The organism is Pseudomonas sp. Tri1, from assembly GCF_017968885.1.
Taxonomy (GTDB): Bacteria; Pseudomonadota; Gammaproteobacteria; order Pseudomonadales; family Pseudomonadaceae; genus Aquipseudomonas.
Map to the genome: position 1 here is coordinate 5680549 of NZ_CP072913.1, position 16450 is coordinate 5696998.

14 protein-coding genes, 2 tRNA genes and 1 rRNA gene are annotated in these 16450 nt (G+C 58.2%); 4 read left to right on the plus strand and 13 right to left on the minus strand.

Features of this window, described 5'->3' with window-relative positions:
* Window positions 1–76: 76 nt before the first annotated feature.
* The 9 genes from J9870_RS24665 to J9870_RS24705 all read right to left on the minus strand — a co-directional run bounded on the left by J9870_RS24665 (window position 77) and on the right by J9870_RS24705 (window position 8432).
* A tRNA-Ala gene (locus J9870_RS24665) sits at window positions 77–152 on the minus strand.
* A gap of 10 nt (window positions 153–162) precedes the next feature.
* Window positions 163–239 (minus strand) — tRNA-Ile (locus J9870_RS24670).
* Window positions 240–361: 122 nt separating this feature from the next.
* A 16S ribosomal RNA gene (locus J9870_RS24675) occupies window positions 362–1898 on the minus strand.
* A 555-nt stretch (window positions 1899–2453) separates the two neighbouring features.
* Window positions 2454–3074, minus strand: coding sequence for a protein-methionine-sulfoxide reductase heme-binding subunit MsrQ (gene msrQ, locus J9870_RS24680; RefSeq protein WP_210640928.1), 621 nt, complete (start codon window positions 3072–3074; stop codon window positions 2454–2456).
* Window positions 3074–4087, minus strand: coding sequence for a protein-methionine-sulfoxide reductase catalytic subunit MsrP (msrP, locus tag J9870_RS24685; protein ID WP_210640930.1), 1014 nt, complete (start codon window positions 4085–4087; stop codon window positions 3074–3076). The genes msrQ and msrP overlap by 1 nt, the downstream gene beginning before the upstream one ends.
* Window positions 4088–4150: 63 nt before the next feature.
* The gene (gene pssA / locus J9870_RS24690; protein WP_210640932.1) at window positions 4151–5008 is read right to left on the minus strand and encodes a CDP-diacylglycerol--serine O-phosphatidyltransferase; all 858 of its coding nucleotides are present in this window, start codon (window positions 5006–5008) and stop codon (window positions 4151–4153) included.
* Between the two features lie 144 nt (window positions 5009–5152).
* Window positions 5153–6169, minus strand: coding sequence for a ketol-acid reductoisomerase (gene ilvC, locus J9870_RS24695; RefSeq protein ID WP_003185459.1), 1017 nt, complete (start codon window positions 6167–6169; stop codon window positions 5153–5155).
* 44 nt (window positions 6170–6213) lie between these two features.
* Entirely contained in the window at window positions 6214–6705 is a 492-nt protein-coding gene (ilvN, locus tag J9870_RS24700) for an acetolactate synthase small subunit (protein ID WP_003176102.1), read from the minus strand.
* A gap of 2 nt (window positions 6706–6707) precedes the next feature.
* Window positions 6708–8432: an acetolactate synthase 3 large subunit gene (locus tag J9870_RS24705; RefSeq protein ID WP_210640934.1), complete on the minus strand. Its 1725-nt coding sequence runs from the start codon at window positions 8430–8432 to the stop codon at window positions 6708–6710.
* A gap of 405 nt (window positions 8433–8837) precedes the next feature.
* Between J9870_RS24705 and J9870_RS24710 the strand changes: the two genes are divergently transcribed.
* A complete protein-coding gene (locus tag J9870_RS24710) occupies window positions 8838–9254 on the plus strand; it encodes a DUF4124 domain-containing protein (RefSeq protein WP_210645416.1) in 417 nt (138 codons plus the stop codon).
* A 6-nt stretch (window positions 9255–9260) separates the two neighbouring features.
* Here the strand turns inward: J9870_RS24710 and J9870_RS24715 are convergent, their stop codons facing one another.
* The 3 genes from J9870_RS24715 to mrcB are packed head-to-tail and all read right to left on the minus strand — an operon-like array spanning window position 9261 to window position 12644.
* Window positions 9261–9590: a YqcC family protein gene (locus J9870_RS24715; protein ID WP_210640936.1), complete on the minus strand. Its 330-nt coding sequence runs from the start codon at window positions 9588–9590 to the stop codon at window positions 9261–9263.
* Window positions 9590–10309 carry a hypothetical protein gene (locus J9870_RS24720; RefSeq protein ID WP_210640938.1) on the minus strand — a complete coding sequence of 240 codons (720 nt, stop codon included), beginning with the start codon at window positions 10307–10309 and terminating at the stop codon, window positions 9590–9592. The genes J9870_RS24715 and J9870_RS24720 overlap by 1 nt, the downstream gene beginning before the upstream one ends.
* 16 nt (window positions 10310–10325) lie before the next feature.
* A complete protein-coding gene (gene mrcB / locus J9870_RS24725; protein ID WP_210640940.1) occupies window positions 10326–12644 on the minus strand; it encodes a penicillin-binding protein 1B in 2319 nt (772 codons plus the stop codon).
* 116 nt (window positions 12645–12760) lie between these two features.
* Between mrcB and J9870_RS24730 the strand changes: the two genes are divergently transcribed.
* From J9870_RS24730 to J9870_RS24740, 3 genes are all read left to right on the plus strand, one after another.
* Window positions 12761–14317, plus strand: a complete 1557-nt coding sequence (locus tag J9870_RS24730) for a bifunctional aminoglycoside phosphotransferase/ATP-binding protein (RefSeq protein ID WP_210640943.1) — start codon at window positions 12761–12763, stop codon at window positions 14315–14317.
* A gap of 90 nt (window positions 14318–14407) precedes the next feature.
* Window positions 14408–14749, plus strand: a complete 342-nt coding sequence (locus J9870_RS24735) for a pentapeptide repeat-containing protein (RefSeq protein ID WP_063324353.1) — start codon at window positions 14408–14410, stop codon at window positions 14747–14749.
* Between the two features lie 233 nt (window positions 14750–14982).
* Window positions 14983–15255 carry a TfoX/Sxy family protein gene (locus J9870_RS24740; protein WP_003205623.1) on the plus strand — a complete coding sequence of 91 codons (273 nt, stop codon included), beginning with the start codon at window positions 14983–14985 and terminating at the stop codon, window positions 15253–15255.
* Window positions 15256–15590: 335 nt separating this feature from the next.
* Here J9870_RS24740 and J9870_RS24745 read toward each other — a convergent pair whose 3' ends face one another.
* Window positions 15591–16442 (minus strand): ChaN family lipoprotein, encoded by an 852-nt coding sequence (locus J9870_RS24745; protein ID WP_210640945.1) that lies wholly within the window; start codon window positions 16440–16442, stop codon window positions 15591–15593.
* Between the last annotated feature and the right edge of the window lie 8 nt (window positions 16443–16450).

Sequence of the window (16450 nt, forward strand, 5' to 3'; positions counted from 1 at the left end):
TAATCAAAAGACTAGAAATCAACATTCACCATCGCCTTGATGGAATGCTCATTTCTAAGCTTTCAGAAGCAGTTTATGGTGGAGCCAAGCGGGATCGAACCGCTGACCTCCTGCGTGCAAGGCAGGCGCTCTCCCAGCTGAGCTATGGCCCCATAACAAAATTGGTGGGTCTGGGCAGATTCGAACTGCCGACCTCACCCTTATCAGGGGTGCGCTCTAACCAACTGAGCTACAGACCCAATTTCGAGCTTGTAACTGTTAGCGTGAGCTATCAGCTTGGAGCTTAAAGCTGCTTCTATCGTCTTCTTCAATGAATCAAGCAATTCGTGTGGGAGCTCATGGAGCAGCTGCGGTCGTCGATTAAGGAGGTGATCCAGCCGCAGGTTCCCCTACGGCTACCTTGTTACGACTTCACCCCAGTCATGAATCACACCGTGGTAACCGTCCCCCCGAAGGTTAGACTAGCTACTTCTGGTGCAACCCACTCCCATGGTGTGACGGGCGGTGTGTACAAGGCCCGGGAACGTATTCACCGCGACATTCTGATTCGCGATTACTAGCGATTCCGACTTCACGCAGTCGAGTTGCAGACTGCGATCCGGACTACGATCGGTTTTGTGGGATTAGCTCCACCTCGCGGCTTGGCAACCCTCTGTACCGACCATTGTAGCACGTGTGTAGCCCAGGCCGTAAGGGCCATGATGACTTGACGTCATCCCCACCTTCCTCCGGTTTGTCACCGGCAGTCTCCTTAGAGTGCCCACCATAACGTGCTGGTAACTAAGGACAAGGGTTGCGCTCGTTACGGGACTTAACCCAACATCTCACGACACGAGCTGACGACAGCCATGCAGCACCTGTCTCAATGTTCCCGAAGGCACCAATCCATCTCTGGAAAGTTCATTGGATGTCAAGGCCTGGTAAGGTTCTTCGCGTTGCTTCGAATTAAACCACATGCTCCACCGCTTGTGCGGGCCCCCGTCAATTCATTTGAGTTTTAACCTTGCGGCCGTACTCCCCAGGCGGTCAACTTAATGCGTTAGCTGCGCCACTAAGAGCTCAAGGCTCCCAACGGCTAGTTGACATCGTTTACGGCGTGGACTACCAGGGTATCTAATCCTGTTTGCTCCCCACGCTTTCGCACCTCAGTGTCAGTATCAGTCCAGGTGGTCGCCTTCGCCACTGGTGTTCCTTCCTATATCTACGCATTTCACCGCTACACAGGAAATTCCACCACCCTCTACCATACTCTAGCTCGACAGTTTTGAATGCAGTTCCCAGGTTGAGCCCGGGGATTTCACATCCAACTTAACGAACCACCTACGCGCGCTTTACGCCCAGTAATTCCGATTAACGCTTGCACCCTCTGTATTACCGCGGCTGCTGGCACAGAGTTAGCCGGTGCTTATTCTGTCGGTAACGTCAAGACAGTCACGTATTAAGTAACTGCCCTTCCTCCCAACTTAAAGTGCTTTACAATCCGAAGACCTTCTTCACACACGCGGCATGGCTGGATCAGGCTTTCGCCCATTGTCCAATATTCCCCACTGCTGCCTCCCGTAGGAGTCTGGACCGTGTCTCAGTTCCAGTGTGACTGATCATCCTCTCAGACCAGTTACGGATCGTCGCCTTGGTGAGCCATTACCCCACCAACTAGCTAATCCGACCTAGGCTCATCTGATAGCGCAAGGCCCGAAGGTCCCCTGCTTTCTCCCGTAGGACGTATGCGGTATTAGCGTCCGTTTCCGAGCGTTATCCCCCACTACCAGGCAGATTCCTAGGCATTACTCACCCGTCCGCCGCTCTCAAGAGGTGCAAGCACCTCTCTACCGCTCGACTTGCATGTGTTAGGCCTGCCGCCAGCGTTCAATCTGAGCCATGATCAAACTCTTCAGTTCAAACATCTTTGGGTTTTGAGAAAACCCTAAACTTGGCTCAGCAATCGTTGGTTACATCTTTGATTTCTCGCGGAGTAACTTGTGATGCTGATAATCTGTTGACTAGCAGTCTGACCCCACAAGCACCCACACGAATTGCTTGATTCAGTTGTTAAAGAGCGGTTGGTTAAGAGCTTTCGTCTCAACCGAGGCGCGCATTCTACAGCGCCCGGTGTATCTGTCAAGCGGTTATTTTAAGAAGTTTCCAAAGTTTCGCTTGGGAAACATCAACAACTTCAACCACTTGCGCTTCCGATCTCTCGTTAGCGGGAGGCGAATTCTACAGCGTTACTCGCTGCTGTCAACACCTCTTTTTCTCCGCTTTCGACCGAGAAGATCGAATCGCTGACAAGGCCAAATAAACACTACCTTATCAACTGCTTCCTGGCTTCGATGAACTGAAGCCCGGCACCTTCAAAACATGGTTAACTCATTGAAACTCAAGGAGTTTTCCGTTTCGACTGCGTCGGAAGTGGGGCGAATTATAGACGTCCAGAATTTGCCGTCAACCCTTAATTACGCTTTTGTCGCACAAGAAGTTTTCTTACCCATTAATCGCGGGATCCGGCGCATCACCGGCGGAACTCTCAACATCAATAATACGACGCCTATAAAGGCGTAAATCGACCACTCCTTCAGATCCGCCCGCACGATCCACAACATATGCAGTAGCCCAAGCCCCAGGATCAGATAAACCAGGCGATGCAGCTTCTTCCAGCGCGTGCCGAGTCGCCTCTGACTGTAGCGATTGGAGGTGATCGCCAGCGCTAACAAGCCGAGAAACCCAAGCGCCCCGACAATAATGTAAGGCCGTTTGCTCAATTCAACGCCCAGTTGCGACCAGTCGAACCCCAGGATGAACGCCGCATACCCACTCAAATGCAGCACCACATAAGTAAAGCACCACAACCCCAACTGGCGCCGGACCGCGATCCACCCTGCCCACCCCGTCAGTTTTTGCAGCGGAGTCATACTCAGAGTGATCAACAATAGGATCAAAGTCCCTAACCCAAGCCGATCCACCAGCACCTTGCCGGGATCTGGCCCCAACGAGCTCGTCAATGCCTGGTAAAGCCAGAGCAACGGCCAGACCGCCGCAGCGAGAAAGACGCCGACCCGCCATGCTGGGAAACGCATCAGTAGTCCTTCCTCAAGTCCATCCCTGCATATAAAGAAGCGACTTCATCCTGATAGCCGTTGAACATCAACGTATCGCGCACATTAGGGCTGAAAAGCCCACTCGGCAAACGGCGCTCATGTGCCTGGGTCCAGCGCGGGTGGTCGACCGTCGGATTGACGTTGGCATAGAAACCGTACTCGTCGGACGCAATGCTTTGCCAGGTCGTCTTCGGCTGCTCGCTCACCAGGCTGATACGCACAATCGACTTCACACTTTTAAAACCGTATTTCCACGGCACCACCAATCGCAACGGCGCGCCGTTCTGATTGGGCAACTCCCGTCCGTACATCCCTACCGCCAGGATAGCCAGCGGGTTCATCGCCTCATCCAGTCGCAAGCCCTCGACATAAGGCCAGTCGATCAAGGCAAAGCCAGACCGCTGCCCCGGCATGGTCTTGGGGTCTTGCAAGGTTTCGAAGCGGATGTACTTCGCTTTGGAGGTCGGCTCAATCTGCTTGAGCAGCGCGGAAATGGGAAAGCCGAGCCAAGGAATGACCATCGACCAGGCTTCGACACAACGCAGACGATAGATACGCTCCTCCAACTGATAGGGCTTCATGAAGTCTTCCAACCCATAGCGCCCTGGCTTACCCACCTCCCCGTCCACCACCACACTCCAAGGTTCGGTTTTCAAGGATCCGGCATTCGCCGCCGGATCCCCCTTGTCAGTCCCGAACTCATAGAAGTTGTTGTAATGAGTGGCGTCTTTGAACGGAGTGATGGGCTCATTCTTGACCGTGACCGCCCCCCATTGGGTGGCCGGCAATTTCTCGGCAAACCAGGATGGCGCCTTGCCAGGCTCGACATCAGCATAACGCGCCGCATCGGCAGCACCGGCCCAACGCGGCAGGCTGCCTACGGCGAGGCCAGCCATCGTCGCACCCAGCATTTGACGACGCGATAAATAGAAGGATTCAGGCGTGACGTCCGATTCACTGCAGTCGGACGACTTGGGGATCTTGATCAGCATGGCAACTCCGCAGTATTGGAGGGTAGGTGCACCAATAGACTGCGGAGTATGGGGGAAATTACATCACTCGGCGCTTTTGTGGCGACGCAGGCGCAACAGGTATTGAACCGGACCCGATGCAGCGTAGGCGAGGAACACCAGCAACAGAATACGTGGCGGATCACTGAAGACCACCGCGAACACCAGCACCACCGCCAGAATCGCAACGAACGGCACGCGCCCCTTCAGATCCAACTCCTTGAAGCTGTTGTACTTGATGTTGCTGACCATCAGCATCCCGGCCGCCGCAACCAATAGCGCCACCAGGAAGGACATTTTCGAACCCTGGATGCCATAGTCGCTGAATGCCCAGACCACACCCGCCACCACACCTGCCGCAGCCGGGCTGGCCAAGCCAATGAAGTAGCGCTTGTCAGCCTTGCCTACTTGCGTATTGAAACGCGCCAGACGCAGTGCCGCACCCGCCACGTAGATGAAGGCGACCATCCAGCCGACCTTGCCCATATCCCCCAGCGCCCAGCCGAATGCCAGCAAGGCCGGCGCCACGCCAAAGGCGACCATGTCGGACAGCGAATCATATTCGGCGCCGAACGCGCTTTGGGTATTGGTCATGCGGGCCACGCGGCCGTCCAGACCGTCAAGCACCATGGCGACAAAGATCGCAATGGCAGCGAAGGCGAAGTAACGACTCGCCCCGGCACTGTCGCCAGCGCTCAAGGCGGCCTGGGCGCTCATGGAACTGATGATGGAATAGAAACCGGCGAACAGGTTCGCGGTGGTGAACAGATTCGGCAGCAGATAGATGCCACGATGCCGGACCTTACGGCCTTCAGCGTCATGGCCTTCTTCGACGTGCTCATCGATGGGTAGCAGGCTTTCAGCGTCAGGAGCCTGGTTTGGCTCGTCGGGACGTTCGCTCATGGACAGTACCTTGCAACGGTGTGAAAAAATTCGACAGGTGTCTGGGACGACGGTTCGGCCGCAAACGATGCAGCTTTATACCAGAAGCCACCGCCCAAACGAAAAAACGCGGCCAAGGCCGCGTTTTTCGATCAGGCTCGCGACTTAGTTCTTGGCTTTGTCGACGATCTTGTTGGCACCGATCCACGGCATCATGGAGCGCAGTTGCTCGCCGATGATTTCGATACCGTGGGCGGCGTTGTTACGACGCTTGGCGGTCATCGAAGGATAGCCAGTGGCGCCTTCGCTGATGAACATCTTGGCGTATTCGCCGTCCTGGATACGTTTCAGGGCGTTGCGCATAGCCTGGCGGGACTCGGCGTTGATCACTTCCGGACCGGTCACGTACTCGCCGTATTCGGCGTTGTTGGAGATCGAGTAGTTCATGTTGGCGATACCGCCTTCGTACATGAGGTCAACGATCAGCTTCAGTTCGTGCAGGCATTCGAAGTAGGCCATTTCTGGCGCGTAGCCCGCTTCAACCAGGGTTTCGAAACCGGCTTTGACCAGCTCGACGGTACCGCCGCACAGAACGGCTTGTTCGCCGAACAGGTCGGTTTCGGTCTCGTCCTTGAAGGTGGTTTCGATGATGCCGGTACGACCACCACCAACGCCAGCAGCGTAGGACAGAGCCACGTTCTTGGCGTTGCCGGACGCATCCTGGTAGATCGCGATCAAGTCAGGGATACCACCGCCCTTCACGAACTCGGAACGTACGGTGTGGCCTGGAGCCTTCGGCGCGATCATGATCACGTCGAGGTCGGCGCGTGGCACAACCTGGTTGTAGTGGATCGCGAAGCCGTGGGAGAAGGCCAGGGTGGCGCCTTTCTTGATGTTCGGCTCGATTTCGTTTTTGTACAGGGCAGACTGGAACTCGTCCGGGGTCAGGATCATGACCAGGTCGGCTGCAGCAACGGCAGAAGCCACGTCGGTGACTTTCAGGCCATGGGCCTCGGCCTTGGCTACGGTGGCAGAGCCTTTACGCAGGCCTACGGTCACGTCAACACCGGAGTCCTTCAGGTTGCACGCCTGGGCGTGACCTTGGGAACCGTAGCCGATGATGGCGACTTTCTTACCCTGGATGATCGACAGGTCGCAGTCTTTATCGTAGAAAACTTTCATGAATTTCCCCTATATCCGGCCGTTCAGGCCATTCGCTAATTTGGTTAGATGCTCAGTACTTTGTCGCCACGGGCAATCCCGGTGACGCCACTGCGTACGGTTTCCAGAATCGAGGCAGTGCCGATCGATTGAATGAAGCTGTCGAGCTTGTCGCTGGTACCGGTCAACTGAACGGTATAGACGCTGGCGCTGACATCGACGATCTGCCCACGATAAATATCGGTAGTGCGTTTGATCTCGGCGCGCTGGGCGCCGGTGGCCTTGACCTTGACCAGCATCAGCTCGCGCTCGATGTGAGCGCTTTCCGACAGGTCCACCAGCTTGACCACCTCGATCAGCTTGTTCAGGTTTTTGGTGATCTGCTCGATGACTTCATCGTGACCCACAGTGGTCAGCGTCAGACGCGACAGGGTCGGGTCTTCGGTTGGCGCCACGGTCAGGCTTTCGATGTTGTAGTTGCGCTGCGAAAACAGGCCCACAACACGAGACAGAGCACCCGGTTCGTTTTCCAGAAGCAGGGAAATAATATGTCGCATGATTAGGTACGCTCCGTCTTGCTCAGCCACATATCGCGCATGGAGCCGTCTTTGATTTGCATCGGGTAGACGTGCTCACTGGTGTCGACCGCAATATCGATCACCACCAGGCGATCCTTCATGGCGAACGCCTCCTCCATCTTCGACTTCAAATCTTTCGATTCGGTGATGCGTACGCCGACGTGACCGTAAGCCTCTGCCAGCTTGACGAAATCAGGCAGCGATTCCATGTAGGAGTGCGAGTGGCGGCTGCCGTAGCTCATGTCTTGCCACTGGCGAACCATACCCAACACACCGTTGTTCAGGATCACGATCTTCACCGGCAATCCGTATTGCAGGCAGGTGGACAGTTCCTGGATGTTCATCTGGATGCTGCCCTCGCCCGTGACGCAGGCAACGTCGGCATCCGGGAAGCTCAACTTGATACCCATGGCCGCCGGGAAACCGAAGCCCATGGTGCCCAGGCCACCGGAGTTGATCCAGCGGTTGGGTTTGTCGAACTTGTAGTACTGCGCGGCGAACATCTGGTGCTGGCCCACGTCGGAGGTCACAAAGGCATCGCCCTTGGTCACTTCGCACAGGGTTTCGATCACGGTCTGCGGTTTGATTACGCTGCCATCGCCCTTGTCATAGGGGAACAGGCCGCGATCACCGCGCCACTCATCAATCTGCTTCCACCAACTGGCCACGGACTCTTTGTTCGGAGCCTCGCCGATTTCCTTGAGGATGGCGACCATTTCGGTCAGTACACTCTCAACAGGACCGACAATCGGCACGTCTGCCTTGATGGTCTTGGAGATGGACGCCGGGTCGATATCGATGTGGATGATCTTGGCGTTAGGGCTGAACTTCGCCGGCCCGTTGATGACACGGTCGTCGAAACGCGCGCCGACCGCCAGGATCACATCGGCATGGTGCATCGCCAGGTTGGCGGTGTAGCTGCCGTGCATGCCGAGCATGCCAATGAACTGACGATCAGTGCCCGGATAGGCACCCAGGCCCATCAGAGTATTGGTCACTGGCAGGTTGAGCATCTTTGCCAGTTCAGTCAGCGGCGCAGAGCCACCGCCGAGGATCACGCCACCACCCGAGTAAAGCACCGGGCGCTTGGCCGCCAAGAGCATTTCGGCTGCCTTGCGGATTTGCCCGGAGTGGCCGCGTACGGCCGGGCTGTAGGAACGCAGCTTGGCTTTTTTCGGGAAGATGTATTCGAACTTCTCGGCCGGGTTGGTCATGTCTTTTGGAACATCGACCACGACCGGGCCCGGACGACCGGATTCAGCCAGGTAGAAGGCCTTCTTCATGACTTCCGGGATTTCCGATGCGTGCTTGATCATGAAGCTGTGCTTCACGATCGGCCGGGAGATACCGATCATGTCGGTTTCCTGGAATGCATCGGTGCCGACCATGGTGCTAGGCACCTGGCCGGAGATGATCACCATCGGGATGGAGTCCATGTACGCCGTGGCGATACCGGTGATGGCGTTCGTGGCGCCTGGACCGGAAGTCACCAGTACCACGCCGGCCTTGCCGGTGGCACGGGCATAGCCGTCAGCCATATGGGTCGCTGCTTGCTCGTGACGAACCAGAATGTGGGTCACTTCCGGTTCTTTGAACAGAGCATCATAGACATGAAGAAGAGCACCACCCGGGTACCCGTAGATATATTTGACGCCTTCGTCACGCAAAAAGCGGACGAGCATCTCACCGCCAGATAAAAGCTCCACGTTGTTCACCTCTAAAACGCCAGAATACCGCCCCTCAACAGGGACGGGTCTTAATAGGTTTACTTCTCGGCAGAGCATGAGCGACGGTGGTCGCCGACTACGTCAGCACTGACTGAGCAAGTATTGGGATCGTCCCAAGTGTTGCGGGCCTTTCCCACCCAGCGCGAGGTAACGCGTTGCGGGTGTAACAGGTCGGCGCGGATGTGCGCCTCATGATCTGCCGAGTGGGTCTGCTTCTGGCAGTCCCTCTACAGCGGACTTTGGATTCTTCTGTTTCGCCCTGTGCAAGTCAAGTCGTCAATGTGCTTTATTCGAAGTAACCGCATGAGAACGCAAGAAAAAACCTTTAAACGGCAACTGTGTTAGCTTCAATTGCGCAACCCATGACAAGGAAACAGCATGCGAATGTTCTTCTTGACGGCCAGCCTGATGGTTGGCCTGAGCCCGATGTGCATGGCCGGCCAGGTCTACAAATGGGTCGACGCCCAGGGCGTGACCCACTTCGGGGCCCAGCCACCCGAGGGCACCGAGGCCTCGACCGTGATCAAGTCTTCACCGTCCGTCGCCAAACCGCCAGCACCGCCTTCTGGTGGGCCCATAGGCGACCAGAAGGCGATCGATAAAGAGGTGAAGAAACAGATTGCCGAGCAGGAAGCTCAGCTCAAGGCATTTTGCGAACAGGCCAGGACCAACCTGGCGCAGTTGCAAAACAACCCAAGAGTTCGCGAGGACGTTGAGGGGGAAATGCGCCGCCTATCTGACGAAGAGCGACGCCAGCGCATCGATGAAACGCGCAAGCAGATCGAAGAGCACTGCCAGTAACGTCGGTCAGCCGACGCTGCTGATCATCTGATCGAACTGCGCCAACAGCCGCTGCAACTCCATACCCTGCCCTGGCCGCTGGGCATAGACCATTTCAGCCATGGCCAGGATGCCCGAGGCGTTGGGCAGCGGCAGGTCATTTTCCAGGATGGCTTTCATCCGCGGCAGGAAAATCCATTGCAGCCATTGCTCGAAGTCCAAGGTGTCGACCGCGAACGGCTCGACACTGGCCAAGGCCTCGGCCGAAGGCGAAACGCTGCTCCACCAGCCCTGAACCCGCAGCTCCCGTTCGATCAGCAGCAACTGATCGGCTATCAGGGGAAAACGCGTATCCATCAGAGCGAAACCTTGGCCTTCTGGCGTGCCAGCGCCGCACCCGCAGAATCGCCTTGCTTCTCACGAGCCTGGGCGATCAATTCCCACAGGCTGGCCTGAAGTGCCGGACGCCCACTGGTAAATGTCAGGCCACGACGGGCGAGCTGTTCGGCTTGCGGCGCATCCCCCTGGGCCATGCGCACCTGGGCCAAGCGATAAAGCACCTGCGGCTCGCGCGGCGCTACCCGCTGGGCACGCTCCAAGCTCGAAGAAGCACCGTTGAGGTCCCCTCCGGCCTGCTGCTGTTGTGCCGTGGTAAGCAGGGCCAGCACCGGACCGTCCAGTTGCTCATCGGCGGACAAACCACCCGCACTGGCCGGCGGAATACTGCTCGGCGTCGAAGGCATGCTGTAACTACCCTGATCGATCGGCGAGGTCTCGATAGGGCCAGGCGTGATGGGACCTGGCGTGATCGGCGTACTGCTGATCGGTGCCGAGGTCGTGGCGCCACCCCCCGGTACCATCACGACGACACCGCTGTCGCCCTGGGGAATCGCCTGGGCCTGGCCCTGCACCGGCCGCTTCACCGTCGTTTGCCGGAAACCACCGTTGGCCGAGATCCGCTCGCTGTTGGAAACGGCGGTGCCGGAGTCAACGACCGGAATCGAACCACGCTGTACGGTGGAACAGCCACTGAGCAAAGCCACGGCAGTTACCGCTGGAATCAACCACTTGTTCACTTGAAACCCTCTTTGCTTAACGCATCCAATCTTTGACCCAATCCATCACCGATTCGGCGGGATTCGTGCCGCCACAGGCCGCACCGGGTGGTGGTTCGCTGCCGCGAATATACGGCATCTGTACCGCGCCCGGGCAATTGGCATCGGAGCCTTGGCCTGTACGCGAATCGACCCAGGCCTGAACGATATTGTCCGGTTGCGGCATGTCCAGTGGCAACGGGTCGGCCTTGCGCATGAAACTGGTCCAGACCTGCAACGCGCCAGTGGCACCGGTGAACGGGGTCTTGCCGTTGTCATCACGCCCAAGCCAGACCACCGCCAGCAGATCCTGACTGAAACCGGCAAACCAACTGTCGCGCGAATCGTTACTGGTGCCGGTCTTGCCCGCCAGGTTCAGGGTCTTGGGCAACACGTTATAAACCGAGCTGCCGGTACCTTCACGCATGACCCGCTGCATGGCGCTCTGGATCAGATAAATAGAAGCCGGATCAAAACGCTGCTGGATCTGGAACGGATAACGCTTGAGCGGTTCGCCATCGGCGGTCAGCACACTGCGAATCCCGCGCATCGGCGTATTGAAACCGCCGTTGGCCAGCGTCTGGTACATGGCGGCCACTTCGATTGGCGTGAGGCCGCCAGCCCCCAGCAACATTGACGGGAAAGCCGGGAATTCGCGGCTTACCCCCAGGCGCGCCAAGGTCTTGAGCACGTTCGGGACGCCGACTTCCAACCCAAGGCGAGCCGTCGAGAGGTTGTAGGAATGCGCCAGGCCCTGGTACAGGAACACCGTACCGTGGGAGCGGCGATCATAGTTCTGCGGCTTCCAGACTTGGCCATCCGCGCCCTTGACCGAGAAGGTCTCGTCCGACAACCAACTGGTCAGCGTGTACTGGCTCGGTTTCTCCAGGGCGGTGAGGTACACCGCCGGCTTGATCAGGGAACCGATCGGCCGCACCGCATCCAGCGCCCGGTTGAAGCCAGCGAAGCTGGCCTGGCGGCTGCCGATCATGGCCTGGACTTCGCCGGTTTCCGGGTTGGTCACCACCATGGCGGCTTCAACTTCGTCGGCGCCCTTGCGCCCGCCCAGCCGCTTGAAGGTATCCTCGACCGACGCTTCGGCCTTCATCTGCAGGATCGGGTCGAAGCTGGTGAAAATGCGCAAGCCTTCTTCAGTCAAGTCTTCATCGCGGTAGTCTTCACGCAACTGGCGCTTGACCAGGTCCATGAAGCCAGGGAACGAACTGTCCGCCAGGCTGCCGCGTTTGGTCACGCCCAATGGCATCTTCTTCGCCGCTTCGACTTGCTCTGCGGTGGCCACGCCTTGTTGTTGCAGCAGGTCGAGAACCAGGTTGCGCCGCTCGAGGGCACGCTCCGGATTACGCCGCGGGTTGTAGGAAGAAGGTCCCTTGACCATGCCCACCAGCAACGCCACCTGATGCAGCTTGAGTTCGGACAACGGCTGGCTGAAGAAGAACTGGCTGGCGAGGCCGAAGCCGTGCACCGCCCGCTGACCGTCCTGGCCGATAAATACCTCGTTGAGGTAGGCCTCCAGGATCTCCTGCTTGTCGTAGTGCAACTCCAACAGCAACGCCATCATGGCTTCGGTGAGCTTGCGGGTGAGGCTGCGCTCGTTGGTCAGGTAGAAGTTCTTGACCAACTGCTGGGTCAAGGTACTGCCACCCTGGCGCATATGGCCCGAGGACGTGTTGACCCAGATAGCCCGGGCAATCGACTTGGGCGAGACGCCGAAGTGATGATAGAAGTCGCGGTCTTCGACGGCGATCAGCGTATCGAGCAGGAACGGCGGCACCTGATCGATCTTGATCAGGATCCGGTCTTCAAGGTTCTTGGGATACAGGCCACCAATGAGCAGCGGCTCGAGGCGCACCACCGACAGGCTCGCATTGTTGGCGCCGGTCAGTGCAGCCACATAGTCGCCGGAGAAACGCACCCGCACCGGTTGCGCCTGTTCCATGCCCTCGTAGAACTGGAAACCGCGGGTATTGAGGTCGACGGTATTACCATTGATCGAGGCCGCACCCGGACCATTGGCCACGCTTTCACGGCGATAACCCAAGGCATCGAGCTCGGTCAGGAAATCATCCTTGCTCAGCTTTTGTCCGACGAACAGCTCCAGCGGCCTGGCGTAGACCTTGGCCGGGATCGTCCAGCGCTTGCCGGAGAACTTCTCCTGGACCACCGCATCGAGGTAGACCGCAAAACCGGCGAGCACGACAAGGCCCACCAGACTAAGTTTAAGGGCCCAGCCCAGCCAGGGCCGCAGACGGCTGGCGGGTGGTTTCTTGGGGGTACGGGAGGATCGGGTACGAGTCATGGCGGCGGATTATACGCACTTTGCTGCGGTTCAACATGAGCCCGACGAGGTTTGCGTTAACGCGGCTTGCGGCCATAATGACGGCCTTGAATTTTCCAGTCTCTGAAGGACCGCCCGTGAGCCAATCCCTGATCGCTGCCCTGCAAAACCCGGCCCTCTACCCGCATCCCGTCGAAGGGTTCCAGGTCATCGAAACTCATATTTCCTGGGTATTGCTCACCGGGCCTTACGCCTACAAATTCAAAAAGCCGGTGAATTTCGGCTTCCTCGATTTCACCAGCCTCGAGGCGCGCAAACATTTCTGTGGCGAAGAGCTGCGTCTGAACCAACGCCTGACCCAGGACCTGTACCTGGAAGTCCTGCCGATTACCGGCAGTGCCGAAGCACCCCAATTGGCAGGCGATGGCCCGGCCATCGAATACGCCCTGAAGATGCGTCAGTTCCCACAGAGCCAACTGCTCAGCACGCTACAAGCCAACGGCGAACTGACCACCGCGCACATCGACGAAATGGCCGCGCAGATTGCCCAGTTCCACCTCTCCACGCCTCAAGTGCCGGCTGAGAACGCAGCTGGTACTCCGGACAGCGTGATGGCTCCCGTGCGGCAGAACTTCGAGCAGATCCGCCCGTTCCTCAGCGACAAGGCTGACCTGTTGCAACTCGAAGCCCTGCAAGCCTGGGCCGAGAGCAGCTTTGATCGTCTCAAGCCGCTGTTCACCCAGCGCAAGGCCGAAGGCTTCATCCGCGAATGCCATGGCGATATCCACCTGGGTAACATCACGCTGATCGACGGCAAGGTGGTGATTTTCGACTGCATCGAATTCAACGAACCGTTCCGCTTCACCGACGTCTACGCCGACACCGCGTTCCTGGCGATGGACCTGGAGGACCGTGGCCTCAAGTCGCTGGCGCGGCGATTCGTCAGCCAATACCTGGAGCTGACCGGCGACTACCGGGGCCTGGAACTGCTGAACTTCTATAAAGCCTATCGCGCCCTGGTCCGCGCCAAGGTCGCGCTGTTCAGCATGCCGGCCGAAGCCGATCCAGTGCAGCGCGCCACCACCCTGCGCCAATACCGTAATTACGCCAACCTGGCCGAAAGCTACAGCACCATTCCGTCGCGCTTCCTGGCTATTACCCACGGTGTTTCGGCCGTCGGCAAAAGCCACGTTGCCATGCGCCTGGTGGAAGCGCTGGGGGCGATTCGCCTGCGTTCGGACGTAGAGCGCAAGCGCCTGTTCGGCGAGCAGCAAGTTCCCAATGATCCACAGGCCGGCATCTATAGCAGCGATGCCAGCAACGCCACCTACGCCCGCCTGCACGAAATCGCCGACGTGATCCTGCGCGCCGGGTTCCCGGTGGTGGTCGATGCCACTTACCTCAAGCGTGACCAGCGCGACGCGGCAGCGAAAGTCGCCGAAGCCACGGGTGCACCGTTCCTGATCCTTGACTGCAACGCACCGCAAGCAGTCATCGAAGCCAGGCTGGCGCAGCGTCAGGCCGACCAGAAGGACCCCTCGGACGCGAACCTGGCCGTTATCGCGGCGCAACAGGCCAACCGCGAAGCTCTCACCCCGGCGGAAATCCTCTGCAGCAAACGGGTCCAGACCAACGAAAGCGGCACGCTCGATATCGTGGTCGCGCAGATCCGTCAACGCCTGCCAGGCCTGTAGGAATTATTTCGGTCGTGAAGCAATCCTCGGCTTCACGACCGCTAAATAGTGGCACTATACTGGCGTCATAAAACCAACAGGTGATATGAAATGAGCCTTCCCAAGCTTCTCAATACCCCGCTTTATGCCTTGCTGCGCAAAGACGATATCGCAGGTTTCAACAGTGAGCGCCCTCAAGGTCCGGTGGACATGCGCGGCGGCGATTTTCGCGGCCTCGATCTGCGGGAACTGAACGCCGACGACGTTGATTTCAGCGACGCTTACTTTCGCTCCGCCGACTTACGCGGCATCGATTTCCGCAAGTCGTCACTGGAAGGCGCGAGCTTGGCCCACGCGCAAATATCCGGCGCCTACTTTCCGCCTGAGCTGTCTGCCGACGAGATCCTGATGTCGATGAATTTCGGCACCCGCCTGCGCTACCGCACCCGCTGACACTGTGGAGAACGGGCTAGCCAATATGCCGCGAACCCACCACAGACCGAACTGAGCTCCAGCGCCCCCGCTCGCGCTGGACGATGCACCTTGCTGCATATTTCCCTCTATCGTGCGTAATGCATTAGAAGCTTTTGCGTCGATTCACACCAAAGAATCACGCTTTTCCTACTGACCGCTACACTGCTCAGAAGCTTGCCCAATGCACCAGTCGGCCGTCGCAAGGAGGCTCGATGAATGATGAATTGCAACACCTGAAGAATCTGGGCAAGACATCAGCCCAGTGGCTGCACGCCGTCGGTATTCACAGTGCCTCGGATCTACGCCGGCTTGGTGCGGTAGACGCTTATCGGGCCGTGCGCACGCGCGGTTTCCGGGCTTCCAAGGTGTTGTTGTACGCCATCGAAGGCGCGTTGATGGATGTGCACTGGAACGATATCCCTGCCGAACGCAAGGAAGCCCTGAATAAGCAGCTGGACGCTATTTCAACGCGTCATAAAGCCTGACTGCCCCCTTGTTTTATCGAATGGCGTCATAACCGGTCAGGTTATTTCAGCGGATCGAAAAACAATGTTTGACATGGTAATGAGAATCGCTATGATTACCACATCCGGTCGCGAGACTGGTCGATATTTGAAAAGCCCTTGGTTCGGACTCTCAGATATCTCCTCATCAGGCTAATCACGGTTATTTGACCCGGCTTTTGCCGGGTCTTTTTTTGCCTGCAAAAAAACAGCTCCGACGCCACGCCATGGTAGGAGCTGCCGTGCAACGAGGCTGCGATCTTTCCACCGTCAATTGAGTCAAGAGCGAAAGATCAAAATCAAAAGATCGCAGGCTCCTACGGGGTTTTGATGGATTCACGCATCTGTGCGCAGTAATCCTGAGGCGGCGTGGCCGGGGTGTACCACACGTAATCAGCCATGGTTGATGTCACGTCGCTGCCCTCCTCGGCCAGCATCAAGACGATCGGAGCTTCGCTGGCGCCAAGATCCAGCGCATGCAGCGGTACGCCGACATCCTTTCGGCCATGCCAAGCGCCAGCGAACAACACCGCCGGTGTCGGCGCGCCCAGCAAACGTTCAGCCATGCGCCGGTCACGCTGCTGCTGGACGGCCAGCATCGCCGGCATTTGCGCTTCCGGCAGCAGGCCGCAGTGGGATTCGCGGATCTGCCCCAGCAGCTCATCCTTCACCGCCGCCGCATTCGTGCGTCCCCCGCTCAACGCCGGTGCTTGCCGGTAGAAGCGCTGGATCTCGACGGCATCCAGATTGGCCGCCAGCAAGGGGTAAGGTTGCGCCAGGGCGAACTCGACGACGGGTCCATACAGGCTCCAGTCCCAGCCCGGCGACCAGTCCAGTGCGCCAGGCAGGTCCTTGGGCAAGGCGGGTAACTGGCGCAACGCATCGACCCGCGGCTGCTGGGATGGGGTGAGCATTTCCAGCAACAAGCTGCCTTGGGCCCGCTGCCCGGCCAAGGTTTGCAGCAACCATAGCTGCAGGGCGTGGTGATCTCGATTGTCGTGCTGCTCGCCCACCACCAACCGCTGTGCCTTCGCCAAGCGCTCGACCAACGCTTGCGGCGTAAGGGCCTGGCCATTGTGCAAATCACGGATCTGCCCACCGGCCGGCGGCGGTGCGATGCTCTGACAAGCCGTCAGGACACTCAATGCCAAAATCAGGATCAGCCGCACGTGTACAT